This window comes from Streptomyces sp. RLA012 (genome assembly GCF_056270325.1).
Genome location: NZ_JBWDPA010000002.1, coordinates 4,117,589 through 4,141,854, shown reverse-complemented (window position 1 = coordinate 4,141,854; position 24,266 = coordinate 4,117,589). Strand labels below are relative to the sequence as shown.

The 24,266-nt window shown below is 70.8% G+C and carries 19 protein-coding genes; 13 read left to right on the top strand and 6 right to left on the bottom strand.

Translation table 11 applies throughout. The annotated features are described in order from the left end of the window. Positions 1–93: 93 nt before the first annotated feature. Positions 94–1,200: a threonine synthase gene (locus RV986_RS18625; RefSeq protein WP_475918493.1), complete on the bottom strand. Its 1,107-nt coding sequence runs from the start codon at positions 1,198–1,200 to the stop codon at positions 94–96. A gap of 593 nt (positions 1,201–1,793) precedes the next feature. Here RV986_RS18625 and RV986_RS18620 point away from each other — a divergent pair. The 6 genes from RV986_RS18620 to RV986_RS18595 all read left to right on the top strand — a co-directional run bounded on the left by RV986_RS18620 (position 1,794) and on the right by RV986_RS18595 (position 9,202). Beyond that, positions 1,794–2,984, top strand: a complete 1,191-nt coding sequence (locus RV986_RS18620; RefSeq protein ID WP_475918492.1) for a DUF4190 domain-containing protein — start codon at positions 1,794–1,796, stop codon at positions 2,982–2,984. A gap of 147 nt (positions 2,985–3,131) precedes the next feature. Beyond that, positions 3,132–3,884, top strand: coding sequence for a GntR family transcriptional regulator (locus RV986_RS18615; RefSeq protein ID WP_475918491.1), 753 nt, complete (start codon positions 3,132–3,134; stop codon positions 3,882–3,884). A 326-nt stretch (positions 3,885–4,210) separates the two neighbouring features. After that, a complete protein-coding gene (locus RV986_RS18610; RefSeq protein ID WP_475918490.1) occupies positions 4,211–4,393 on the top strand; it encodes an SPOR domain-containing protein in 183 nt (60 codons plus the stop codon). A 10-nt stretch (positions 4,394–4,403) separates the two neighbouring features. Beyond that, the gene (locus RV986_RS18605) at positions 4,404–4,853 is read left to right on the top strand and encodes a (deoxy)nucleoside triphosphate pyrophosphohydrolase (protein ID WP_475918489.1); all 450 of its coding nucleotides are present in this window, start codon (positions 4,404–4,406) and stop codon (positions 4,851–4,853) included. 738 nt (positions 4,854–5,591) lie between these two features. Continuing rightward, positions 5,592–6,023: an ATP-binding protein gene (locus RV986_RS18600; RefSeq protein ID WP_475918488.1), complete on the top strand. Its 432-nt coding sequence runs from the start codon at positions 5,592–5,594 to the stop codon at positions 6,021–6,023. A gap of 233 nt (positions 6,024–6,256) precedes the next feature. Continuing rightward, positions 6,257–9,202: a SpoIIE family protein phosphatase gene (locus tag RV986_RS18595; RefSeq protein ID WP_475918487.1), complete on the top strand. Its 2,946-nt coding sequence runs from the start codon at positions 6,257–6,259 to the stop codon at positions 9,200–9,202. A 45-nt stretch (positions 9,203–9,247) separates the two neighbouring features. On the opposite strand, the gene RV986_RS18590 is transcribed toward RV986_RS18595, so the two are convergent. Further along, positions 9,248–10,783, bottom strand: a complete 1,536-nt coding sequence (locus RV986_RS18590) for a hypothetical protein (protein WP_475918486.1) — start codon at positions 10,781–10,783, stop codon at positions 9,248–9,250. Between the two features lie 166 nt (positions 10,784–10,949). On the opposite strand from RV986_RS18590, the gene RV986_RS18585 reads away from it, so the two are divergent. The 4 genes from RV986_RS18585 to RV986_RS18570 are packed head-to-tail and all read left to right on the top strand — an operon-like array spanning position 10,950 to position 13,839. Beyond that, positions 10,950–12,149: a glycoside hydrolase family 18 protein gene (locus RV986_RS18585; protein ID WP_475918485.1), complete on the top strand. Its 1,200-nt coding sequence runs from the start codon at positions 10,950–10,952 to the stop codon at positions 12,147–12,149. Then, a complete protein-coding gene (locus RV986_RS18580) occupies positions 12,146–13,144 on the top strand; it encodes a phosphotransferase family protein (protein ID WP_475918484.1) in 999 nt (332 codons plus the stop codon). The genes RV986_RS18585 and RV986_RS18580 overlap by 4 nt, the downstream gene beginning before the upstream one ends. Before the next feature lie 45 nt (positions 13,145–13,189). Beyond that, complete coding sequence (locus RV986_RS18575) at positions 13,190–13,501, top strand: hypothetical protein (protein WP_475918483.1); 312 nt, start codon at positions 13,190–13,192, stop codon at positions 13,499–13,501. Next, positions 13,498–13,839 carry a hypothetical protein gene (locus RV986_RS18570; protein ID WP_475918482.1) on the top strand — a complete coding sequence of 114 codons (342 nt, stop codon included), beginning with the start codon at positions 13,498–13,500 and terminating at the stop codon, positions 13,837–13,839. The genes RV986_RS18575 and RV986_RS18570 overlap by 4 nt, the downstream gene beginning before the upstream one ends. On the opposite strand, the gene RV986_RS18565 is transcribed toward RV986_RS18570, so the two are convergent. The 4 genes from RV986_RS18565 to RV986_RS18550 are packed head-to-tail and all read right to left on the bottom strand — an operon-like array spanning position 13,814 to position 17,688. Continuing rightward, complete coding sequence (locus tag RV986_RS18565) at positions 13,814–14,590, bottom strand: succinate dehydrogenase/fumarate reductase iron-sulfur subunit (protein WP_475918481.1); 777 nt, start codon at positions 14,588–14,590, stop codon at positions 13,814–13,816. The genes RV986_RS18570 and RV986_RS18565 overlap by 26 nt on opposite strands. Then, entirely contained in the window at positions 14,587–16,530 is a 1,944-nt protein-coding gene (locus tag RV986_RS18560) for a fumarate reductase/succinate dehydrogenase flavoprotein subunit (protein WP_475918480.1), read from the bottom strand. Before RV986_RS18560 ends, RV986_RS18565 begins: the two co-directional genes overlap by 4 nt. 17 nt (positions 16,531–16,547) lie before the next feature. Then, entirely contained in the window at positions 16,548–17,369 is an 822-nt protein-coding gene (locus RV986_RS18555) for a hypothetical protein (RefSeq protein WP_475918479.1), read from the bottom strand. Between the two features lie 19 nt (positions 17,370–17,388). After that, entirely contained in the window at positions 17,389–17,688 is a 300-nt protein-coding gene (locus tag RV986_RS18550) for a hypothetical protein (protein ID WP_475918478.1), read from the bottom strand. 339 nt (positions 17,689–18,027) lie between these two features. On the opposite strand from RV986_RS18550, the gene RV986_RS18545 reads away from it, so the two are divergent. The 3 genes from RV986_RS18545 (at position 18,028) to RV986_RS18535 (ending at position 24,124) form a co-directional block, all read left to right on the top strand. Continuing rightward, positions 18,028–20,433 (top strand): ABC transporter family substrate-binding protein, encoded by a 2,406-nt coding sequence (locus RV986_RS18545; protein ID WP_475918477.1) that lies wholly within the window; start codon positions 18,028–18,030, stop codon positions 20,431–20,433. A gap of 139 nt (positions 20,434–20,572) precedes the next feature. Continuing rightward, positions 20,573–22,480 carry a translational GTPase TypA gene (typA, locus tag RV986_RS18540; protein WP_475918476.1) on the top strand — a complete coding sequence of 636 codons (1,908 nt, stop codon included), beginning with the start codon at positions 20,573–20,575 and terminating at the stop codon, positions 22,478–22,480. A gap of 615 nt (positions 22,481–23,095) precedes the next feature. Beyond that, complete coding sequence (locus tag RV986_RS18535) at positions 23,096–24,124, top strand: ABC transporter permease (RefSeq protein ID WP_475918475.1); 1,029 nt, start codon at positions 23,096–23,098, stop codon at positions 24,122–24,124. The last annotated feature ends 142 nt before the right edge of the window (positions 24,125–24,266 follow it).

Genomic DNA, 24,266 nt, shown 5'->3' with positions numbered 1-24,266 from the left:
ACACGGGTCCGCGTGCCGGGAGGCGGGACGAACAGGGTGTGGCTGGTCACCGGGGCCGGCGGCGGGCTGTCTTCCGAGGGCCCGCGACCCCGGCTACTCCCGGGCCAGGCCCGTCTTCAGCCCCGCCCCGCACAACGGCACCACCGCCGTCCGCTCGCCGAGCACCCCCTCGCGTACGGCCGCCCAGCACGCCACCCCCGTCGACTCGACGTACAGGCCCCGGGACGCGAGATCGCGTTGGGCATGGCGGATCTGGTCCTCCGTCACCGTGAGGAAGGTGCCGCCCGAGTCGCGTACGGCCCGCAGGATCTGACGGGCCCGCGGCGGGCGCGGAATCGCGATGCCCTCGGCGAACGTGGGGGCCGCCGGGGTGACACCGACCAGGTCGTCCGCGCCCTCGGCCCAGGCGTGCGCCAACGGCGCCACCGCGGCGGCCTGGACCGCGTACAGCGCGGGCCGCCGGTCGATGAGCCCCGCGCCGTGCAGTTCGGCGACGGCGAGCGCGGCGCCGAGGAGCAGTGTGCCGTTGCCGACGGGCACGACGATCACGTCGGGGAGGCGTCCGCCGAGGTCCTCCCAGAGCTCGTGCACATAAGTCTTCGTACCGTGCAGGAAGTACGGGTTGAAGACGTGCGAGGCGTAGAACGTGCCGGGCGCGTCCGCGGCCTCCCGTGCCGCCCGCGCCGTGGCCTCCCGGTCCCCGTCCACGACACGCACCCGCGCCCCGTGCGCCTCGATCTGCTCCAGCTTCTTCGGCGAGGTGCCCTCGGGGACGTACACCGTGCAGGGCAGCGCGGCCCGCGCGCAGTACGCGGCGATCGACGTGCCCGCGTTGCCGCTGCTGTCCGCGAGCACCTGCGCGGGCCCCAGCCGCAGCGCCAGTTCGGCCAGTACGACGGCGCCGCGGTCCTTGAACGACAGCGTCGGCATCAGGAAGTCCAGCTTGGCCGAGACGCCTTCGCGCAGTTCCACCAGGGGAGTGCGGCCCTCGCCCAGGCTGACCGTGGGCGCGGCCAGCGGCAGGCACTCCGCGTACCGCCACAGTGAGTTCACGCGCCCGGTGAGCGACTTGAGGGACGCGGGGGTCGGCGCGAAGTCCAGGTCGAGCGGGCCGCGGCAGACCGGGCAGCACCAGTCGAGCGAGCCGCCGGGGACGCGCGTGCCGTCCGCCGGGCAGAAACAATCCGGCAAAGGTGTCATGGGCGCAGGGTATGCGCGCACCGCGACCGGCCCGCGGAGGCCTCCGGCGCGACGCGGTACACCACCGCGGTGGAGGCCGTCGCGGGCCGTCGGGTCATCCGGCCCGGTGACCGCTCCGAGCCGGATGACCGCGCTGACCGACTGCGCTGACCGACTCCTCTGACCGACTGCGCTGACGCTCTGACCGACTGCGCTGACCGACCGCTCTGACCGACTGCGCTGACGCTCTGACCGACCGCTCTGACCGACTGCTCTGTCCGACTGCGCTGACGCTCTGACCGACCGCTCTGACCGACTGCTCTGTCCGACTGCGCTGACGCTCTGACCGACCGCGCTGACCGACTGCTCTGTCCGACTGCGCTGACGCTCTGACCGACCGCTCTGACCGACTGCTCTGTCCGACTGCGCTGACGCTCTGACCGACCGCGCTGGTCTCCCGTCGTGATCCGCGTTCCGTCCTCGCCCGTGCCGCGCTTACGATGCGCCCAGCCGTTCGGCGAACATACGATCGGCGCTCGTCGGTCGCACGTCTCCCGGCCGGACCTACCCGTTTCCGGACGACCGACCTCGCCTGGACTAGGAGCAAGGTACTCGTGGCCATACCCCCGCCGCCCGGACCCCAGCAGCCCGAGGGCCCGTCGTACCCGCCGCCGGGCCAGGTGCCGTATCCGCCGCCCTATCCCCAGGCGCCGTACCAGACCTGGGGGCAGGGTTACTCCCCGTACAACCGCCCCGCACCCGTCAACGGGCTCGCGATCGCCGCGCTCGTCCTCGGCATCCTCTGCTTCCTGCCCGCCGTCGGCCTGGTCCTCGGGATCGTCGCGCTCGCGCAGATCAGGAAACGGGGCGAGCGGGGCAGGGGCATGGCGGTCGGCGGCATCGTGATGTCCTCGCTCGGCCTCGCGCTGTACGTGCTGGCCTTCGCCACCGGCGGCGCGGGCGGCTTCTGGGACGGTGTCAAGGACGGCGTGAGCGACTCGGCGGGCACGGCCTTCACCCTCAAGAAGGGCGACTGTTTCGACGCGCCGGGCGGCTCGCTGGAGGGCCTGGCCTACGACGTGGACAAGGTGCCCTGCGCCGGGACGCACGACGCCGAGGTGTTCGCCGACTTCAGGATGAGCGGCGGGTCCTACCCGGGCGACGGCAAGGTCGTCGACGCCGCCGACGCCAAGTGCTACACGCTCAAGGACGCGTACGCGATGGACGCCTGGGCCGTCCCGGACAACGTCGACGTGTACTACTTCACGCCGACCCGGGACAGCTGGGCCGGCGGCGACCGCTCCATCACCTGCATGTTCGGGAACACGGACGAGAAGAGCGGTCTGAAGGGCTCGCTGCGCAAGGACGGCCTCACCCTGAACGCGGACCAGTTCGCGTATCTGCAGGCCGCGGTCGTGCTCAACAAGGCCATGGACACGGGACCTGACAAGGAGTACGTCGAGGACGACCTGCCGGGTTACCGGCAGTGGGCGACCCGGGTGTCCGTCGCGCTCGACGAACAGGCGCGGCTGCTGCGCGGACACGGCTGGTTCCCCGCCGCGGAGAAGCCCGTCACCGCCCTCGTCGACGACATCGAGGCGTCACGCAAGGAGTGGACGAAGGCGGCCGCCGCGCAGGACGCGGACACCTTCTACGCCCACTACGAGAAGGGCCTGAAGCTCATCGAGCCGACGAAGACGGTCACCGCACGCAAAGTTCTGGGCCTCGCCACCACCCCGCCGTCGAGCGGCGGGGGCGGGGACGGCCAGGGCGACGGGGAAAGCGGCGGCGGCATAGAGGTGTGACGCGGCCCATAGCGGGGAGAAAGTGCCTGGGTAAAGCCCTCGGTGGTCATAAGTAATCACATCGAGTGATTCTCTGGCCTTCGCTTGCATGGCACAACCCACGGTTGCCAGGCTGTAGCTGTCTGTACAACCTGATGGGAGCGGCCAGTGACTTTCGGTGAGCAGCCGGCGTACCTGCGCGTCGCGGGTGATCTCCGCAAGAAGATCGTCGACGGCTCGCTGCCACCGCACACCCGCCTTCCCTCCCAGGCCAGGATCCGCGAGGAGTACGGCGTCTCGGACACGGTCGCCCTGGAAGCGCGCAAGGTGCTGATGGCCGAGGGGCTGGTCGAGGGCCGATCCGGCTCGGGGACGTATGTGCGGGAGCGGCCGGTGCCGCGCCGGGTCTCCCGGTCCGGATACCGTTCGGACAGCGGTGCCACCCCGTTCCGCCAGGAGCAGGCCGACCTGTCCGTGCGCGGCACCTGGGAGTCGCACAGCGAGCAGGCCGAGGCGAGCGGCGCGATCGCCGAGCGGCTCTCCATCCGGCCCGGCGACCGCGTGATGTGCACGAACTACGTGTTCCGGGACGCGGGCGAGGTGATGATGCTCTCCACGTCCTGGGAGCCCCTCGCCGTCACGGGCCGTACGCCGGTGATGCTGCCGGAGGAGGGCCCGCTGGGCGGCATGGGTGTCGTCGAGCGGATGGCGGCCATCGACGTGATCGTGGACAACGTCACGGAGGAGGTGGGCGCCCGCCCCGGCCTCGCCGAGGAACTCCTCGCGCTGGGCGGCGTCCCCGGGCATGTGGTCGTCGTCATCCAGCGGACGTACTTCGCCTCGGGCCGCCCGGTCGAGACGGCCGACGTCGTCGTACCGGCGGACCGGTATCGCATCGCGTACCACCTGCCGGTGAAGTAGGCGCAGTTGTAGGCCTTCGCGGACGTTCGGCGTCCGCGGGCCCCGGACACCCGCGCGCCAAGTCGCCCGCGTGGAAGCTCGGTTGGAATCTGGCCTTTCTCGAATACCCTGCCCGGGGCGGAGTTCGCGCCGCCTGACAGGCGCACGGAGGGCGGTCGACGGCGCGTTCGTACGCATGCGCCCCCTCCGTCTTGGCTGGTTGCGTACCTCTTTGTGAAAAGCCGTATTCGCTGCGTGAAGGTTAGGCGTAGGCTCGGGCATATGCGGATTGCGGTTTCCTCAGGTGGGGCACGGCGTGAGCCGGGGGCGGGAAGGGGAGGGGCTCGATGAACGACAGCACGATGACTCTTCCCTGGCTCGTCATACGGCAGGACGACAACGGCAATCGCTATCGCGTCGGCAGGTACGCGACCAGGGCCGAAGCCCAGAAGATCGCGGACAGCCTCGACGACCGCGGTCACAAACAGCTCTACTGGGTCGAGCGGATCGCGCAGAACGGATCCAAGTAGGCTCCGGCGTATGGACGAACGGACCGTGGTGGTGGGGGGTGCCCTGCTGCACGGCGGACGCCTACTCGCCGCGCGCCGGAGTGCGCCCCCCGAGCTGGCCGGACGCTGGGAGCTGCCCGGCGGCAAGGTCGAACCGGGCGAGGCTCCCGAAGCCGCCCTCGTACGCGAACTGCGCGAGGAACTCGGCGCCGCGGCCGAGCCCGTCGAGCGCGTCCCCGGCGAGTGGCCCCTGCGCACGCCGTACGTCCTGCGGGTGTGGACCGCGCGGCTGCTCCCCGGCTCGGCCGACCCCAGGCCCCTGGAGGACCACGACGAACTGCGCTGGCTGACCCCGGACGAGATCTGGGACGTGCCCTGGCTGGATCAGGACGTCGCCGCCGTGAAGGCCGTGCTCCAGGGATGGGACACGAAGGACACAGAGGACACGGGGGACGCTCGGGACACCGCGCCCGGAGCCTGATCCGGACACGCGCGCCGCGCCCCGCGATGTACGGGGAGTGCCACCCAGGAGCGAGTGGCACGCGGGGATGAGTGACCCACGGGGATGAGTGACCCACGGGGATCAGTCGGTTTTGTCGGGCGGTTCCCTGGTCTGGTTCGTCGGCCGGGGCTGCGGTCAGGGCTCGTCGAGCAGGCTGGTCACCGAACCCGTTCTCGAAGATCCCCGGATGGATCGCGTGCGCGACCACGGGCGCGATCGACAGCACCTCCACCTTGTCCAGGACCGCCGCGGCGACCGCTCCCCGCTCCCCTCGCCCCGGGGCCCTCGCCGTCGGCGTCATGATCGGTTCCGCGGCCCTCGCCGACCGTGTGGACCGCCTGGTGGCCCGAGGCCTCGTCACCCGCGAGGCCATCGCCGGCGACCGTCGCGGCTTCCACGTCACCCGCACCGACAAGGGGCCTGCCCGCAGTCAACGGAAGATCCTCTTCGGTCTCGACGACGTCGACCGCGCGGAGTTGGACCGGGTGCCGCGCGCCGCTCGTCTCCCTGGGGGACACCCGCTGACGTCCGGGGCGCTGACGTCCGGGGCGCGGGCGCCGGAGTACGGCTCCGCGTGCCCGGCTTCCTGGAGCGGGAGAGCGCGAGCCATGGCCGCGATGCAGGGTCCCGTACGCCGTTCGTGCCACAGTGCGCCCACGTGTGCGGTAAGGCATCCGGGATATCGGGTATGTGCCCATTAACCCCACGAAACCGGACATGGGTGCGTTCCTGGCCTGGGAAGTGATCGGCGTGATCGACACCGAAGGCGACTGCGCCGAGTGGAGCTTTCCCTCGGAACCGGGTGCCGTCCGCACCGCCCGCGCCGTCGTCCGGGGCCAGCTGCGCACCTGGGAGCTGGATTCCCTCGGCGATGTGACCGCGCTGCTGGTCAGCGAGCTGGTGACCAACTCCCTTCGGTATGCCACCGGTCCCATCGGTGTCCGTCTGGTCAGGCCCGTCGGAGTGCCGGGTGCCCTCCTGGTGGAGGTCTCCGACTCGCTGCCCGACCCGCCCCGTGAGCGGGCCGCCGGCGCCGACGACGAGAGTGGGCGGGGGCTGCAGCTCGTGGCCGGTTCCTCGCGCTGCTGGGGTACCCGCCCCGGGGACACTGGAAAGACGGTGTGGTTCGAGCTGGCGGTACCTGGCTGAAGTCGTACAGGGGGGACCGATCGGTTCAGGCCACCGGAGTTGTCCGGAGTCTTTGGTTCGACGGGGCGCCACCTGGTTAGAAGACTGGGAGTATGTCGCGGCCGGTCCAAAAACCATCGGGACCGTGCTGTGATCGTGAACACCGTGTTGTGCGGCGCCGTAGTGCTGGATACTGCGGGCAGCCGCCCCCGGTGACCGGTGCCGGGCGCGGTGAGCTGGAGGGGACGGTTCGCGTGAGCGAGATACCAGCGAAGGCCACGGAGTCCGAGGACCCGTCGGACGGCGCGAGGGCGGAGGCCACGGGCGATTTTGCCGTGGCCGGGGTGACGGGCGAGGCGATCGGCGGAGCCATGGCCGAATCGCCGGGCACCGTGAGAGCCGACCCGGCCGTGGACCCGACGACCGCCCCGAGGACAGGGCTCTCGGGCGACGCGACGGGCGTCTCCGGGGCCGGACCGGGGGGCGACACATCGGGCGGGCCGACGGGCGAGCGGGCCCACGGGCCGAGGACCGGGCTGCCCGGCGAGCCGGCGGACGAGCCGGTCGGTGGGCCGATGGGTCGGTCGATGGGGCAGTCGATGGGTGAGCCGGTGGGGCAGTTGACGGGTGAGCCGACGGACGCGCTGGTCGGCGAGCCGATGGGTGGGTCGATGAGTGAGCCGGTGGGGGAGCCGGCGGGCGACGCGATGTGGCAGAGCAGTCCCCCCGGTTCGATCTACGACTACATCAAGGTCGCCTCGTTCTCCATCGGCGCGGACGGCCTTGTCGACCAGTGGAGTCTGCGCGCCGAACAGCTCTTCGGGATATCCCCGGAGCGCGCCCTCGGCATGGACCCCATCGAGGCGTTCTTCGAACCCGACCAGCGCGAACGCGGCCAGCGCAAGATGGCGGAGATCCTGGACGGCCGCGAGTGGACCGGCGTGGTCCCCTTCCGGATGCCGGCCTCCGAGGACGGCGAGCCGGGCGCGGAGGGCCTCGCCGAGGTCTATGTGATGCCCACCATGACGGAGGACGGCGAGCGGGCCGCCGTATGCATCGTCGTGGACGTCCGGACCCTCCGCAGCATCGAGACGGACCTCGCCGCCTCGCAGGCGATTTTCGGTCAATCTCCGTTCGGCTTCCTGCTGATCGACACCGACCTGCGGATCCGGCGTGCGAACAAGCGGTTCGCCTCGCTGTTCGGCGGAGACGTGGACGGTCACCGCGGCCGTACGGTCCATGACTATCTGCCGCGCAGCGAGGCCGAGCGCGTCGCCGCGACACTGCGCCGTGTTCTCGAAACCGGCGACTCCATCACGGACATGCACGTCACGGGCTTCGTGCCCGGCTCCGAGGAGCGCCGCCACTGGTCGATCAACCTCTACCGCGTGCACAGCGGCAGCGGCCGCCCCATCGGTATCGCCTGGCTCGGAACCGACATCACCAGTCGGCGCGCAGCAGCCCGGGAAGCGGCCGCGGCACGGCGCAATCTCGCCCTTCTGAACGAGGCGGGCGCCCGTATCGGCAACTCCCTCGACCTGGAGACCACCGCACGCGAACTCCTCGACGTCGTCGTGCCCGGTTTCTGCGACCTCGCGACCGTCGACCTCTACCAGGGCCTGCTGGCGGGCGACGAGACCCCGCGGGCGCTCGCCGACGGCAGCGCGGAGCTGCGCCGGGTCGCCTTCGCCAGCGCCGTGTCCGACGCGCCGTTCATCGGCGGACCGGCACCGGTCGCCGTGGGCGCGGTCCACCACTACGCCTTCAACTCGCCCTGCGCGGACGCCCTGCGCACCGCCCGCCCGCAGCAGGTCCCCGCCGAGGACGGCGGCCTCATCCAGTCCACGCTGGCGGTCCCGATGGTCGCCCACGACACGGTGGTCGGCCTCGCCCAGTTCTCCCGTACGAAGGGCAGTGAGCCGTTCGGCGACCGCGACCGCTCGCTCGCCGTGGAACTCGCGGCGCGCGCCGCGGTCTGCATCGACAACGCCCGGCTGTACCGCCGCGAGCACGAACGCGCGCTGATCCTGCAGCGCTCGCTCCTCCCGCCGGGCGACCCGGAGGCCTCCGGGCTGGACATCGCGTGCCGGTACCTGCCCGGCAACGCGGCCACCGAGGTCGGCGGCGACTGGTTCGACGTCATCGAACTCCCCGGTCACCGCACGGCGTTGGTGGTCGGCGACGTCATGGGCCGCGGACTGCGCGCGGCGGTCGCCATGGGTGAACTCCGCACCGCGGTCCGCACGCTGGCCCTGCTCGACCTCGAACCCGCCGAAGTGCTCTCGGCGCTGGACGAGATCGCCCGCGGCCTCGGCACGCCGAGCGGTGTCCAGCAGGCCACCCGCGCGGCCCGCCAGCCCCGCGACGCCGACCTCTCCGAGGTGTACCTCGCGACCTGTGTGTACGCGGTCTACGACTCGGTGACCAGGAGGATCACCTTCGCCAACGCGGGCCATCTGCCGCCGGTGCTGGTCGAACCCGGCGAGAGCGCGCTGATGCTCGACGTGCCGCCGGGCATGCCCCTGGGCGTCGGCGGCGAACCCTTCGAGGAGGTGGAGGTCGAACTACCCGAAGGCGCCCTATTGGCGCTCTACACGGATGGACTGGTCGAATCGCGCGATCACCCCCTGGACGAGGGCCTGCAGGCCTTCGTCGGCGCGCTCACCGACCCCTCCCGACCCCTGGAGGACGTCTGCGACCACGTCCTCAACACCCTTGACACCCACCACGGCGAGGACGACATCGCCCTGCTGATGGCACGTGTTCAGGGGCTGCCCGCCGAGTCCGTCGGCGACTGGACGCTGCCGCGCGAGCCGCGCAGCGTGGGCCGGGCCCGTGAGTACGCGCGCACCCAGCTCACCGCCTGGGGCCTGGAACCGCTCATCGACACCGCCGAGCTGCTCGTCAGCGAACTCGTCACCAACGCGCTCCGTTACGGCGAGGGGGAGATCAGGCTGCGCCTGCTGCTCGACCGGACGCTTGTCTGCGAGGTCTGGGACGCGGGGCTGGTGCAGCCGCGCCGGCGTCGCGCCCGTGACACGGACGAGGGCGGCCGGGGTCTGCAGCTCGTCGGTCTCCTCTCCGCCGCCTGGGGTTCACGGCGTACGCCGCGTGGCAAGACGGTCTGGTTCGAACTCCCGCTCCCGGACGCCGGCACCCCCCTCACGGATCCGGCGGAGGCCCTCCTGAGCCTGTTCTGACCCGTCTCCTCCGGCTGCGGGCGGGTGGCGGGACAACGGGCCCGGTCACCGGGGGGAGTCGGCCGTCGCGGCCCGCCGGCGCCCCCGCGTACGGGGGCCGCCGAAGCTCGCCGCGGGCCCGCCGCGCGCGTCGCCCAGCAGGATCCCGCCGAGCACCGCACCACCGACCCCCGCGGAACCGTCCCCGGGCCCCTCCTGTCCCGCGTACGGATGCCCGTACGCCCGTACATCGCGCTCCGCGAGCCGCTCCGCGTCCTGGGCGAGCCCGTCGGCCCGCTCGATGTCGGCGAGGGCGAGAGGGGTGAGAGCGAGGTGGCGTTCGGCCTCCGCCAGCCGGGTCCGGGCCTCGCTGCCGACCGCTCCCCGGTGCGTGGTGACGAAGTCCGCGGCGAGCGCGACGGCGCTCCGGGCCGGGAGGAGGGCGTGGTCGAGGCGGCCGGGCGCGTCGGGCAGGGCCGCCACGGCCCCGGTGACGCGCCGGAGGGCGTCGAGGGGGTCGTACGGGCCGCCGGCGGCCATCTGGCGCCGTATCTCCGCGACGACCGACTCGACGTGCGCGATCCGGCCGGGCGGGGCACCGGCGGCCGGGAGGGCCCGCGCCGCCTCGGGACCGCCCGCCGCGCCGTCGAGCGCGGCGGGCAACAGGTCGGCCGCGGCGGCGAGTTCGCGGGCCCGCCGGTCGATACCGTCCAGGAAGAGGCCCGCCTGGTCGACGGCGCCCTCGGCGGCCCGCAGAGACACCGTCGCCCGCGTGTCCTCGCCCCGGTCGAGCGACTGCCGGGCCCGGTTGAGGTGCGCGGTGGCGAACACGAGCCGGTCCTTGGCCTGTTCGACGTGGCCGGCGACGGGCAGGGACGCGGAGGGCGCGTACCGCACGTGGAGCTCGGCGAGGGTCGCCGCCACGGCCGGGGTGCGTCCGGCGAGCTCCCGGAAGCGGGCCTCCGCCGAGTCCAGCGCGGCGGGCAGGGTCCGCTCCAGGGCGCGCAGCAGGTCGAACCCGGCCGCCTCCGAGTCCAGCCGCCGCCCGGCCTCCGTGCACCGCGTGACGATCTCCTCCAGCAGCTGCCGCTTGACCAGGCCGTCGTCCGGCACGGTGTCGTCCAGCCGCTGTCGCAGCCGGAAGGCCACGGCCAGTTCGGCACGCGCGAAGGCCGACGCCCGCGCGTACGGTGCGACCGCCTCGTCCCCGAACCGGGCGGCGGCCCAGCCGAGTTCCTCGGTGCAGGTGCGTACGCAGTCGTCGATCTCGACGAGCAACCGTCGTGCCCTCCGTTCGAGTTCGGCGAACGGCTCCGCCACCGCGGAGCCGCCTCCGGGTGTCGTACGGGTCCGCGCGCGCCGTATGCGCCGGGTGTAGGTGTAGGCCGCCAGCGCTGCCGCCGCGACCACCGCGACGAGAGGCAGCACGAGATCGCCGGTGGCCGTCCCGCCCTGTCCGGGCGCGGCCGCCCCCTCCTCGGCCACCTGGACCTGCTCGCTCCGCGACGACGACGACCGCGACGGATCCTCGGCGCCCGCCCGGACGACGGGCAGCACCAGCCACCCGATCGCCACCAGCGCCCCGAGCACGGCATGAGCCACCCGCACGGCTATGTGGGACGCGGCTCGGCGTGACCGGGTTCGGCTACGGGTCGACGTCACATTTGGGAGCGTATGACCGCTTGCGCGGTGGCGCGACCGGGCGTGCGCCGAGATGGGGGCCTTTAAGGTACGAGTGATACGGGGGCGTACGAAGGGGGCGCGGGGGATGAGCGAGGGGCGCACGGGGGCAGGCGCGGGGCCGGGAGCAGAGCCAGGGCCGGAGCCGGGAGCAGGGCCGCAGCCAGGTGCAGGGCCGGAGACGGAGCCGGGAGCTGAGCCTCGGGCGACAGCGGCCGGGGCGGACACGCGAACGGGTGAGCCGAGGGAGTGGCCGCGCCGCGTGGCCCGGGTCTGGCGGCATCCCTACGTCCGCTGGCCCAGGCGCATCGCACTCGGGCTCGTTCTCGCCCTGCTGCTCTCCACCCTCGCCGCGGGCATCGCCCTGCGGGTCAACTACGCCGGAGACCCGGCCCCCGGTACCCAGACCAGGAACCGTGACGCCATCTGGATGGGCCACGCCTGGGTGGACGGCCGGAAGAAGGACGCGGACGTCAAGGCGCTCGCGAAGCGGCTGCGGGCGACCGGGATCCGGGATCTGTATGTGCACGCGGGACCGCTGGAGCACGACGGGACCCTGCCCGAGTCGGCGTACCCGAAGGCGCGTTGGCTGATCGAGGCCGTGCACCGCGAACTGCCCGGCGTCCGTGTCCAGGCCTGGCTCGGCGACGTGCTCGCCACCGAGGGGGAGGTCGGGATGCGCCTGGAACGGGCGGCCACCCGGGCCGCCGTCGTCCGCTCCGCCGGGCAGATCCTCGACGCCGGTTTCGAGGGCGCCCACTTCGACCTGGAGCCCCTGCACTCCGACGACTCGAACTACCTGTCCCTGCTCGACGATCTGCGCCGCGTCACCCGCGCCCACGACGCCCAGCTCTCCGTCGCCGCCCACCAGATCGACCCGCTCCCGAACCTCCACTCCGTCTTCGGCGCCTTCACCGCGCACCCCAAGTGGTGGTCCCAGTCGTTCTTCGGACAGGTCGCCCGCCGGGTCGACCAGATCGCCGTGATGTCGTACGACACGGCGCTTCCGCTGGAGAGCCTGTACGGGGGCTACGTCGCCGAGCAGACCTCCCTCGCCCTCGAAGTCACCCCGAAGTCGACCGACCTGCTGATGGGCCTGCCCTTTTACTACGAGGACAACATGGACCACCACGGCTCCGCCGAGACGGTCGCGGCGGCCGTCCGCGGCACCCGCCTCGGCCTCTCCCGCACCGACCGCACCCGGGAACGCTTCGGCGTCGCCCTGTACGTGGACTTCGCCGCCCGGGAGAAGGACTGGACGGCGTACGAGGATGGCTGGGTCCGATGACCGCCATGCGCAGGCCGCTCACGAGGGACGAGCTCGCGCCCCTCGCCCGCGCGGCTCTCGGCCCGGCCCGGACGCTCACCGCGGTCGCCCGGCTGCGCGGTGGCAGCAAGAAGGGTGTCTACCGGCTCTTCCTCGACGACGGCTCCACCGCGGTCGCCTGCGTCTGGGACCCGGCCGAGGACTACTGGGACGCGGCCCCGGCCGACCCCCGCGACTCCTTCTCGCACGCCTCCGGGCTCGACCTCTTCACCGCCGCGTACGACAGGCTCACCGCCCTCGGTATCCGCACCCCCCGCCTGCTGTTCGCAGACCGCAGCCACACGCATCTGCCCTCGGACGTGGCCGTGGTGGAGGACGTGCGTGGCGGCAGTCTGGAGGACCTGCTGCACCGCGACCCCGAGGCCGCCGAAGGGCCCCTGCGGGAACTGGCCGAGGCCCTGCGCACCCTGCACGCCCACCCCGCACCCCGCCACGGCAAGGTCGCCGTCGTCGACAACGGCGGCAGCGCGTACGGCGGTTCGTGCGAACAGGTCGTCCTCGAACGGGCCCTGGCCGACCTGGCGGAGGCCGCCGCACGCGACGCCCGGATCGCCGCCGTACGCGAGGCCCTGCACGACCGTCTGCACGCCCTCGCCGGGACGGTCCGACCACGCAACCGCGTCGGCCTCGTCCACGGCGAACTCGGCCCGGACCACGTCCTCGTGGACGAGCACGGCCACCCCGCCCTCATCGACATCGAGGGCCTGCTCTACTTCGACGCCGAGTGGGAGCACGTCTTCCTGCGCCGGCGCTTCCACGACGACTACGCAGCTCTGCGTGCCGACGGTCTCGACGAGGACCGGCTGCGCCTCTACCGCCCGGCCATGCACCTCTCGCTGGTCGCGGGCCCGCTCCGGCTCCTCGACGGCGACTTCCCGGATCCGGAGTTCATGCGGGCGATCGCGGAACACAGCGTCGGGCAGGCCCTCACGCTGCTGGAGAATCCCGTGCCATGATCTGAGGGCACGCCTGGTCGGCGCGCTGTGGGGGAGGGAGAGACGGTGCACCTGTATCTGGTGGGCTTCGCCGCGCTGGCGATGACGGGCTTGGCGCTGATGGGGATCGCCGGGATCATCACGGGCTGGGTGCCGCCCTGGGGTCGCAGACGCGTCCTCCGGCCGAAGCTGTGGGGGTACGGCGCCGTGATGGGGGCCGTCGGCATGTCCCTGTACATGTTCATCGGGCCGCTCAGAGGCCCCGACCTCAGCATGGCGCCCTTGGCGATGACCGGTATGGCCATGTTCTTCGCGGGGCTCTGGCTGCAGACGCTCTCGCAGCGTCCCGGTCGCCCCGGCATCCCCGAACGCCGATGACAGGGCCCTGGCTCTTCGCGGCGGGCCTCGGCGAGGGCGTGGTCCTCGGACTCGCGGCGGCCGTCGGGATCGTCGCCGTGCGCGGCGGCCGGGTGCCGGGGTGGGAGCGCCGTCCCGTCGTCCGGCGCCGCCTGTGGGGCCGGGGCGCGCTGCTGGTGACGGCGGCCGTCGCGCTCCAGTCGTTGAACCTGGCCTTCTCGGGCCCCGGCTTCCTCCAGTTCGCGGGCGCCCTCGTGAGCGGCGCGGGCCTGATCACCGGGGCCGCCCTGATGCACCGGGCGACCCGAGACCGCCGCCGCGGCCCCACCGCTCCTACGATGACGAATCCCGCCTCCTGATCTTCGAACCCAGCCACACCAGCGGGTCGTACTTGCGGTCGACCGCCCGTTCCTTCAAGGGGATCAGGGCGTTGTCCGTGATCTTGATGCCCTCGGGGCAGACCTCGGTGCAGCACTTGGTGATGTTGCAGTAGCCGAGGCCGTGCTCGTCCTGGGCGGTGCGTTTGCGGTCCAGGCCGGTGTCGGCGGCCGCGTCCAGCGGGTGCATGTCCAGTTCGGCGACGCGCATCAGGAAGCGCGGGCCCGCGAACGCGGGCTTGTTCTCCTCGTGGTCACGCACGACATGGCAGGTGTCCTGGCACAGGAAGCACTCGATGCACTTGCGGAACTCCTGCGAGCGGTCCACGTCCTCCTGCTGCATGCGGTACTCGCCGGGGCCGAGACCCGCGGGAGGCACGAAGGCCGGGACCTGCCGCGCCTTCGCGTAGTTGAAGCCCACGTCCGTGACGAGATCCCGTACGACCGGAAAGGCGCGCAGCGGTGTGACGGTGATCGTCTCCTCCCGCGTGAACACCGACATACGGGTCATGCACATCAGCCGGGGACGCCCGTTGACCTCCGCCGAGCACGAACCGCACTTGCCCGCCTTGCAGTTCCAGCGGACGGCGAGGTCCTGGGCCTGTGTCGCCTGGAGCCGGTGGATGATGTCGAGCACCACCTCACCGTCGTTGACCTCGACCGCGAAGTCCTCCAGGCCGCCGCCCTCGGCATCCCCGCGCCACACCTTGAAGCGGGCCTCGTAGCTGCTCACTGGTAGAGCTCCTCTTCGGCGAGGTACTTGACCAGCTCCTCCTTCTCGAAGAGGGCGAGCAGGTCGGGGCGAATGGGTTCGGTGGTCTCGCGGGTCAGGTCGATCTGGCCGTGCACCGGATCGGTGGCCGCCGACCCGCCGGTGGGATCGGTGAGCCCGCACAGGAGGTTGACGCGGCGCCAGGTCCGCTCCATCGTCGGATGGTCCTCGCGGGTGTGGCCGCCGCGCGACTCCGTGCGTTCCAGGGCGGCGCGGGCGACGCATTCGCTGACCAGGAGCATGTTGCGCAGGTCGAGCGCGAGGTGCCAGCCGGGGTTGAACTGCCGGTGGCCCTCGACTCCCGCCCGCAGCGCCCGTACCCGCAGCTCGCCGAGCTTCTCCAGGGCCTTTTCCATCTCGGCCTCGCGCCGGATGATGCCGACCAGGTCGTTCATGGCCTGTTGGAGTTCCTGGTGGAGGGTGTACGGGTTCTCGGGCGGCCGCCCGTTCTCCGCACCGGGTCGCGGACCCTCGGCCGAGAAGGGCCGCAGCGCCTCGGCCGCCGCCGTGTCGATCTGGATGTCGTCCACGGGCGGGCGGTCCCCGGCCAGGTCGGCGGCGTACTCGGCGGCGTGCCCGCCCGCCCGCCGTCCGAAGACCAGCAGGTCGGAGAGCGAGTTCCCGCCGAGCCGGTTGGAGCCGTGCATACCGCCCGCGACCTCACCGGCGGCGAACAGCCCCGGTACGCCGCGTGCGGCCGCCGAGTCCGAGTCGACCGCGATGCCGCCCATCACGTAGTGACAGGTCGGCCCGACCTCCATCGCCTCCGCCGTGATGTCGACGTCCGCGAGTTCCTTGAACTGGTGGTACATGGAGGGCAGCCGGCGCCGGATCACGTCGGCGGGCATACGGGTCGACACATCGAGGAAGACCCCGCCGTGCGGCGACCCGCGACCCGCCTTCACCTCGGAGTTGATGGCGCGGGCGACCTCGTCGCGGGGCAGCAGCTCCGGGGGACGCCGGTTGTGGTCCGGGTCCTCGTACCAGCGGTCGCCCTCCTCCTCGGACTGCGCGTACTTCTCCTTGAAGACGTCCGGGATGTAGTCGAACATGAACCGCTTGCCGTCGGAGTTTTTGAGCACCCCGCCGTCGCCGCGCACCGACTCGGTGACCAGGATCCCCTTCACCGACGGCGGCCAGACCATGCCCGTCGGATGGAACTGCACGAACTCCATGTTGAGCAGCGGCGCCCCGGCGAGCAGCGCGAGGGCGTGTCCGTCGCCCGTGTACTCCCACGAGTTCGACGTCACCTTGAAGGACTTGCCGATGCCGCCGGTGGCGATGACGACGGAGGGGGCTTCGAGCACGAAGAAACGCCCGGACTCGCGCTCGTAGCAGAACACCCCGGAGACACGGCCGCCGTCCTTCAGCACCCGGGTGACGGTGCACTCCTGGTACACCTTCAGCCGGCTCTCGTAGTCCCCGGTCTCCTTCATGTCCTCCTGCTGGAGCGACACGATCTTCTGCTGGAGGGTCCGGATGAGTTCGAGCCCGGTCCGGTCGCCGACATGGGCGAGCCGCGGGTACTCGTGCCCGCCGAAGTTGCGCTGCGAGATCCGCCCGTCCTTCGTACGGTCGAAGAGGGCGCCCCAGGTCTCCAGCTCCCACACCCGGTCCGGGGCTTCCTTCGCGTGCAGCTCGGCCATCCGCCACTGGTTGAGGAACTTCCCGCCGCGCATGGTGTCGCGGAAGTGGACCTGCCAGTTGTCGCCGGAGTTGACGTTGCCCATGGCGGCCGCGATGCCGCCCTCGGCCATCACCGTGTGTGCCTTGCCGAACAGCGACTTGCAGATCACGGCCGTACGGGCGCCACGCTCGCGCGCCTCGATGGCGGCGCGCAGTCCGGCGCCGCCGGCGCCGACCACGACAACGTCCCACTCCTGCCTGTCAACCACGGACATCAGAGGGCCCCACTCAGCTAGAAGAAGCGCGGATCGTCGAAGGCACCGGACGCGACGAGATAGACGTAGAAGTCGGCGAGCGCCACGCTCACCAGCGACGCCCAGGCGAGCTGCATGTGGCGGGCGTTCAGCTTTCCGACCCACTGCCACATCCGGTAGCGCACGGGATGCTTGGAGAAGTGCTTGAGCTTGCCGCCGACGATGTGCCGGCAGGAGTGGCAGGAGAGGGTGTACGCCCAGATCAGCGTGATGTTGAGCAGGAAGACCAGGGTGCCCAGGCCCATGTGGCCCCAGTGGTAGTGCTCGTCGCGGAAGGAGAGCACGGTGTCGTAGGTCAGGATCCCGGCGACGACGAGCGCGGCGTAGAAGAAGTACCGGTGGACGTTCTGCAGGATGAGCGGGAAGCGGGTCTCGCCGGTGTACTTCTTGTGCGGCTCGGCGACCGCGCAGGCCGGCGGCGACGCCCAGAAGCCGCGGTAGTAGGCCTTGCGGTAGTAGTAGCAGGTCAGCCGGAAACCGAGCGGGAAGATCAGGATGATGATGGCGGGGGAGATGCCCCACCAGCTCCCGAAGAGGTCCGCGTTGGGGCCCGCGTGCATCGTCCGGCACCGCTCGGCCAGACAGGGCGAGTAGAACGGCGAGACGTACGGCGCCGCGTAGTAGTCCGTGTCCGCGAAGGCCCGCCAGGTCGAGTACACGACGAAGGCCAGCAGCCCGGCGGCGGTGACGGCGGGCGCCAGCCACCAGCGGTCGGTGCGCAGATGCGGGGCGGTGATCGCGGCGCGCGTACCGGTTCGTACGCCGCCGCTGTTCGGATGAGGTTCCGTACCAGTGGCCAACTCATGACTCCGGTCGGGTTCAGGGGGCGTGGCGGTCGCGGGCGCCGAGTCCCTCGTCGTCCGTGTCCCCGAGGTCTGTCCACATGGAGCGGTCGTACGGGGTGTCGGGGATCGGGACGAGATCGGGGCGCCGGGGTGGGGCGAGGCCCGGGGCGGTCTCGCGCAGGAGCGCGACGCTTTCGCGCAGGTGGTCGGTGTCGGCCCGGACGCGACGCATCTCCAGACCACCGCCACCGATCTGCTGCTCCAGGCGGCCCACGGACCTCACGAGGTCGTCGATGCAGCGCTGGACTGACGTCAGGTCGTCGTGCACGGACATGACTTGCCCTCACTTCCACGGGCTCTGTGGCCCAAGGCGGCAACGTTCATGCGCCTGCGAGTGTTGCGCGTCACACCGAGCTCTGGGAAGAGATTTGCACGGATTGAGGGCTCACGCCCTCCGGAACGCGCCCCCCGTGGATGGGCGGCGGGGGTGGGGGCGGAGCCCCCGGGGACGGGTTTTGTTGCGCCGTGCGGGTGGGGTTCCGGGTGTCCTTCGTCGTGTCGCCGTGCCCACACGGTCCGCCTCCCCTTCAGTGGGTGCATAGATCTGATCAGCCGCAAATACCGCCAAACGTGATCAGATCCGGCCTCGTTCCCCCCACCGGAGGTTGCAGTGATGTCCCACGACGGCGTCGGACTGCGCGCGGTGATGCGCTCGGTCGCGTTTCTCACCGCGGGCGCGCTCGCGGTACCCGCCCTCGCCGCGTGCAGCGCGCGGGACGACGCGGACAAGCCCGTCGCCACGCAGGACATCGCGCCCGCGACCCGCGACCTGATCGCGGACGGCGGCACCCTGCGCTGGGCCGTGGACGCCGTACCGGAAACCCTCAACACCTTCCAGGCCGACGCCGACGCCGCGACCTCCCGGGTGGCCGGCGCCGTACTGCCCTCCCTGTACCGCCTCGACCGCAACGGCCACCCCCAGCTCAACCCCGACTATCTCGAATCGGCCAAGATCATCGAGAGTGAGCCCAAGCAGGTCGTGCTCTACAAGCTCAACCAGCAGGCGGTCTGGAGCGACGGCCGCGAGATCGGCGCCACCGACTTCGCCGCCCAGTGGCGCGCCCTGTCCGGCAAGGACAGCGCGTACTGGACGGCCCGCAACGCCGGCTACGACCGCATCGAGAAGATCGAGCGCGGCAGGAGCAACCTTGAGGTCCGCGTCACCTTCAGCCGCCCGTACGCCGACTGGAAGTCGCTGTTCTCACCGCTGTACCCGAAGGACGTGATGGGAACCGCGGACGCCTTCAACGACGGCGCGCGGCGCAAGCTGCAGGTCACGGCGGGGCCCTTCGCCCTGCAGAAGGTCGACGTGCAGACCGGCGAGGTCCGCCTCGCCCGCAACCCGCGCTGGTGGGGCCGCCCCGCCAAGCTGGCCGAGATCTCACTGGTCGCCGTCGCCCGCGACCAGCGCGCCACCGCACTGGCCACCGACAAGATCGACATGGCCGAGGTCGACCCCGAGGAGGCCAACCGGATCACGCTCGCCGCCCGCGACAAGGGCGGCGTGCCGCTCCAGGGGCCGGGCGTCGCGCTCACCCCCGCGAAGGCGCTGCGCTCCTGGGCCCTCGCGCACGGCTCCGACGAGGACGCCGCGCACGACGAGATCCAGGCGCGCGACAAGCAGCGCAAGGCGATCGCGCAGTACACCCGCCAGCAGCAGGCCCTGCGCGACTTCGTGATCCGCAAGTCCCTCGAACCCGCCTACACCCAGCTCGCCCTGAACGGCTCCGAGGGCCCGCTCGCCGACGAGCGCGTCCGCCGCGCCGTCGCCCGCGCCCTCAACCGCGACGAACTCGCCCAGGCCGTCCTGGGACCGCTGGGCCTGCCCGCCGTGCCGGTCGGCAGCCACCTCGCGCTCTCCGGCCAGCCGGCCTACGCCGACAACAGCGGCGCGCTCGGCGGCCAGGACACCAAGGAGGCGCAGGCACTGCTGGCGGACGCCGGGTGGGTGCTCGGAGGGCCGGTGAAGGAACAGAAGGAGAAGAACAAGGAGAAGGACAAGGACAAGGACAAGGACAAGGACAAGGACAAGGACAAGGACAAGGACAAGGACAAGGACAAGGACAAGGACAAGGTGGCGGGGCCCGAGGGCAAGAAGGCCGACTCGGACGCCGATACCGGCAGCGATTCCGATTCCGATCCTGATTCCGATTCCGACGACGGGACGTACATCGTCGGTGAGGACAACAAGCCCGCCGACACCGACCGGGAGAAGCGCGAGAAGAAGGACCCGAAGGACCACTCCGAGAAGCGCACGGGGCACCAGGACCGGAACGCGGACGATCGGGCGGGCAAGCACCTCGACGACAGGCAGTACGCCCACAAGGACGCCCACAAGGACGCCCCCAAGGACGCCCCCAAGGACGCCCCCAAGGACACCCGCCGGGGCGGGGCGCCGGGTGCGTACGCGCCCAAGGGCACGGCCGCCCCGGCGGGCGCCGCGGCCGGTGCGCTCGCCAAGGACGGCAACCCGCTGACGCTGCGCTTCGTACTGCCCTCGGGCCCCGGCTCGGACTCCCTGCGCGCCGTCGCCGACCGCATCTCGCGGATGCTGGAGCGCATCGGCATCCGTACGGAGACCTCCAAGGTCTCGGACGACAGCTACTTCAAGGATCACATCGCCTCGGGCCAGTACGACCTGGCGCTGTACTCCTGGCCCGCCTCCGCCTTCCCGGCCACCGACGCCCGCCCGATCTACGCCAAGCCGGTCCCGGCCGCCGACGGCTCCCTCAGCGTCGAGCAGAACTACACCCGGGTCGGCACCGACCAGGTCGACCAGCTCTTCGACCAGGCCATCGCCACGCTGGACGAGGACGAGTCGCGCTCCCTGGTCCGCAAGGCCGACGCCCGTATCTGGGCCACCGCCGGATCGATTCCCCTCTACCAGCGCCCCCAGCTCACGGCCGTCCGTTCGGATCTCGCCAACGCCGGCGCCTTCGGCTTCCAGACCCCGTTGTACGAAGACATGGGCTTCTTGAAGAAGGGCGCGAAGCCCTCGGCGAGCCCGTCGGGGAAGTAGGGCCGAGGGACCTGCGGAGGTCGCCTCTCTCAGGGACACGTACCATGGGGTAAGGCCGTGGCGTGTCCCGCCCGGCAGGGTCCGCGTAGCACTGACGTACGCGCAGGCCGTCCACTCACTCCGGGAGAAGCGCCTCAATATGGCCACGCGCCACGACATCCGCAACGTCGCCATCGTCGCCCACGTCGACCATGGCAAGACCACCCTGGTCGACGCCATGCTCAAGCAGGCCGGTGCCTTCGCCGCGCACGCCGCCGAGTCGCTTGACGACCGCATGATGGACTCGAACGACCTGGAGCGTGAGAAGGGCATCACGATCCTGGCCAAGAACACGGCCGTCAAGTACCACCCGAAGGATGGCGGCGACGTCATCACCATCAACATCATCGACACCCCGGGCCACGCCGACTTCGGTGGCGAGGTCGAGCGCGGTCTGTCGATGGTGGACGCGGTGGTGCTGCTCGTCGACGCCTCCGAGGGCCCGCTGCCGCAGACCCGCTTCGTGCTCCGCAAGGCGCTTCAGCAGCGCCTGCCGGTCATCCTGTGCATCAACAAGACGGACCGCCCGGACTCCCGGATCGACGAGGTCGTCAACGAGACCTACGACCTCTTCCTGGACCTGGACGCGGACGAGGAGCAGATCGAGTTCCCGATCGTCTACGCGTGTGCGCGCGACGGTGTGGCCTCGCTGACCAAGCCCGAGAACGGCACCGTCCCGCAGGACAGCGACAACCTGGAGCCCTTCTTCTCCACGATCCTGTCGCACGTCCCGGCCCCCCAGTTCGACGAGGCCGCCCCGCTCCAGGCGCACGTCACCAACCTGGACGCGGACAACTTCCTCGGCCGTATCGCGCTGCTCCGCGTCGAGCAGGGCGAGCTGCGCAAGGGCCAGACCGTCACGTGGATCAAGCGCGACGGCACGATGTCCAACGTGCGCATCACCGAGCTGCTGATGACCGAGGCGCTCACCCGCAAGCCGGCCGAGATGGCGGGCCCCGGTGACATCTGTGCCGTGGCCGGTATCCCGGACATCATGATCGGCGAGACCCTCGCCGACCCCGAGAACCCGATCGCGCTGCCGCTGATCACGGTCGACGAGCCGGCGATCTCCATGACCATCGGTACGAACACCTCGCCGCTGGTCGGCCGTGGCGGCACCGGCAAGGGCGCCACCGCGAAGGCCGCCGTCAAGGACCGCAAGGTCACCGCCCGCCAGGTCAAGGACCGCCTCGACCGCGAGCTGGTCGGTAACGTCTCGCTCCGTGTGCTCGACACCGAGCGCCCGGACGCCTGGGAGGTCCAGGGCCGTGGTGAGCTGGCGCTCGCCATCCTGGTCGAGCAGATGCGCCGCGAGGGCTTCGAGCTGACCATCGGCAAGCCGCAGGTCGTCACCCAGCAGGTCGAGGGCAAGACGTACGAGCCGGTCGAGCGCATGACGATCGACGTGCCCGAGGAGCACATGGGCGCGGTCACGCAGCTCATGGGCGTCCGCAAGGGCCGCATGGACAACATGTCGAACCACGGCTCGGGCTGGGTCCGTCTGGAGTTCGTCGTGCCGTCCCGCGGTCTCATCGGCTTCCGGACCGAGTTCCTGACCGGCACGCGTGGCACGGGCATCGCCCACTCCATCCACGAGGGCCACGAGCCGTGGTTCGGCACCCTGACGACCCGCAACAACGGTTCGCTGGTCGCCGACCGCGCCGGTGCCGTCACCGCGTTCGCGATGACGAACCTCCAGGAGCGCGGCGTGCTGTTCACCGACCCCGGCACCGAGGTGTACGAGGGCATGATCGTCGGCGAGAACTCCCGCGCCGACGACATGGACGTGAACATCACCAAGGAGAAGAAGCTCACCAACATGCGCTCCGCCGCCGCCGACTCGTTCGAGGCGATCGTCCCGCCGCGCAAGCTCTCCCTGGAGCAGTCCCTGGAGTTCTGCCGCGACGACGAGTGCGTCGAGGTGACCCCGGAGGCCGTTCGCATCCGCAAGGTCGTCCTCGACCAGAAGGAGCGCGGTCGCTCCGCCAGCCGCGCCAAGCACGGCTGATCCGCTCGTCCGGTACGGCTGATCCGTTCGTTCCGTACGGCTGACCGCTCGTTCCGTACGGCTGATCCACCGGCCGACTGAGCCCGGGCGCCCCCATCTTGGGGGCGCCCGGGCTTTTTGCAACTCATTTTCCAGCTGCCGTGTCCGAAATGCGGAACCCTTCGCCCGATAGGCATGTAACACGTCCGTTTCATGGGCTTCTCCCTAGGATCCCTTTGTCCAGATTTTGGAAGATGTAGACGTCAGCTGTGATTGAACCGAGACCTAAAGGCAGTGGTCGGTATCTGGCTCATGTCAGATAGTTAGCCGCGTAACGCTCGGGTCAATGGGTCATGCGCTGCGGAGCAGCGCCGACTCACGAGCACAGTGGGGTGTTTGACCCTCCGTCAGGGGTGTCGGAGGCCAGTCGAAGGCCCCTTCTGTCCGTGCACCGGTTGAGTCATGAGGAGGCACCAGATGCCAACTACGCGTGTTCATCTGCGAGTTGTCGCACGCCGCGCACCCGCGCGCCGCGACCGATAGGCATACGTCTCTCCTGATCCGCATGGTCCGAACCGTGGTCGCCCACGCCCTGTGGCGGCCGCGGGCTCGGCGTATCCATGAAATGGACGAATCATGACGAGTCCGATCGAGATCGAGGGTGCGGAAGCCTCCCCCGAGGTGGGCGAAAAGGTCGAAGAGAAGAACTCCGGGCAGCCGGAGAAGCTGACGGGCAGATCGCCCGGACAGCTGATGTGGCGCCGGTTCAAGCGTGATCGCAGCGGTGTGATCTCGGCGTACGTCGTGCTGTTCTTCTTCCTGGTCGCCGCCCTCGCCCCGTTGATCGCGAAGCTGTACGGCAAGAATCCGTACACGCTCTACGGGCAGGACGATCCCACGCTCCTGAACGACTTCAACATGCCCGCCGGCCCCAACGGCGGCATCACGTCGGAGTTCTGGTTCGGGATCGAACCCACCCTCGGGCGCGATGTGTTCACCCAGTTGCTGTACGGCATGCGCACCTCGCTGTACACAGCACTCGTGGCGACGCTCGCGATGGTGTTCATGGGCATTGTGATCGGCCTGGTCGGCGGGTACTTCGGCGGCAAGGTCGACTACTGGCTCGGCCGGCTCACGGACTTCCTGCTCGCCTTTCCGCAGCAGTTGTTCATGATCGCGTCGATGCCCGTGATCACCGCGGTGTTCGTCGCCCCGGACGAGGAGACCCCCACCTACATCCACGCACTCGCGATCATCGGCGTGCTCTGGTTCCTCGGCTGGATGGGCCTGGCCCGGCTGATCAGGGCGGTCACCCTCTCGCTGCGCGAGCGGGAGTTCGTCGAGGCGGCGAGGGTCGCGGGTGCCTCGCCGTGGCGGATCATCCGCAAGGAACTGCTGCCCAACCTCGTCACACCGATCCTGGTGCAGGGCACGTACATGCTGCCCAACACCATTCTCTCGGTCGCGTTCCTCTCCTTCGTCGGCGTCGGCTACACCGAACCGACCCCCGACTGGGGCCGGATGTTCGCCATCGGGGCGGACATCTACGAGCAGGACCCCGTCTACATGTTCTTCCCGGGCATCGCGATGGTCGTCTTCGTCGTGGCCTTCAACCTCCTGGGCGACTCGGTCCGGGACGCCTTCGACCCCAAGACGGGCCGCTGATCCGACCTCGCACGGTCCGGTTGCACATGGCCCGGTCGCGCATGGACCGGTTCCACATGGCCCGGCCCGCATGGACGAACTCCACACGGCCCGATCCACACGGCCCGATCCACACGGCCCGATCCGTACGGTCCGCTCCACC

Excerpts from the sequence above, each read along its gene's own strand:
- RV986_RS18625 (WP_475918493.1), bottom strand. The coding sequence starts at position 1,200 with ATGACACCTTTGCCGGATTGTTTCTGCCCGGCGGACGGCACGCGCGTC.
- RV986_RS18610 (WP_475918490.1), top strand. The coding sequence starts at position 4,211 with ATGAACGACAGCACGATGACTCTTCCCTGGCTCGTCATACGGCAGGAC.
- RV986_RS18605 (WP_475918489.1), top strand. The coding sequence starts at position 4,404 with ATGGACGAACGGACCGTGGTGGTGGGGGGTGCCCTGCTGCACGGCGGA.
- RV986_RS18600 (WP_475918488.1), top strand. The coding sequence starts at position 5,592 with ATGGGTGCGTTCCTGGCCTGGGAAGTGATCGGCGTGATCGACACCGAA.
- RV986_RS18585 (WP_475918485.1), top strand. The coding sequence starts at position 10,950 with ATGAGCGAGGGGCGCACGGGGGCAGGCGCGGGGCCGGGAGCAGAGCCA.
- RV986_RS18580 (WP_475918484.1), top strand. The coding sequence starts at position 12,146 with ATGACCGCCATGCGCAGGCCGCTCACGAGGGACGAGCTCGCGCCCCTC.
- RV986_RS18570 (WP_475918482.1), top strand. The coding sequence starts at position 13,498 with ATGACAGGGCCCTGGCTCTTCGCGGCGGGCCTCGGCGAGGGCGTGGTC.
- RV986_RS18560 (WP_475918480.1), bottom strand. The coding sequence starts at position 16,530 with ATGTCCGTGGTTGACAGGCAGGAGTGGGACGTTGTCGTGGTCGGCGCC.
- RV986_RS18550 (WP_475918478.1), bottom strand. The coding sequence starts at position 17,688 with ATGTCCGTGCACGACGACCTGACGTCAGTCCAGCGCTGCATCGACGAC.
- RV986_RS18545 (WP_475918477.1), top strand. The coding sequence starts at position 18,028 with ATGTCCCACGACGGCGTCGGACTGCGCGCGGTGATGCGCTCGGTCGCG.
- typA (WP_475918476.1), top strand. The coding sequence starts at position 20,573 with ATGGCCACGCGCCACGACATCCGCAACGTCGCCATCGTCGCCCACGTC.
- RV986_RS18535 (WP_475918475.1), top strand. The coding sequence starts at position 23,096 with ATGACGAGTCCGATCGAGATCGAGGGTGCGGAAGCCTCCCCCGAGGTG.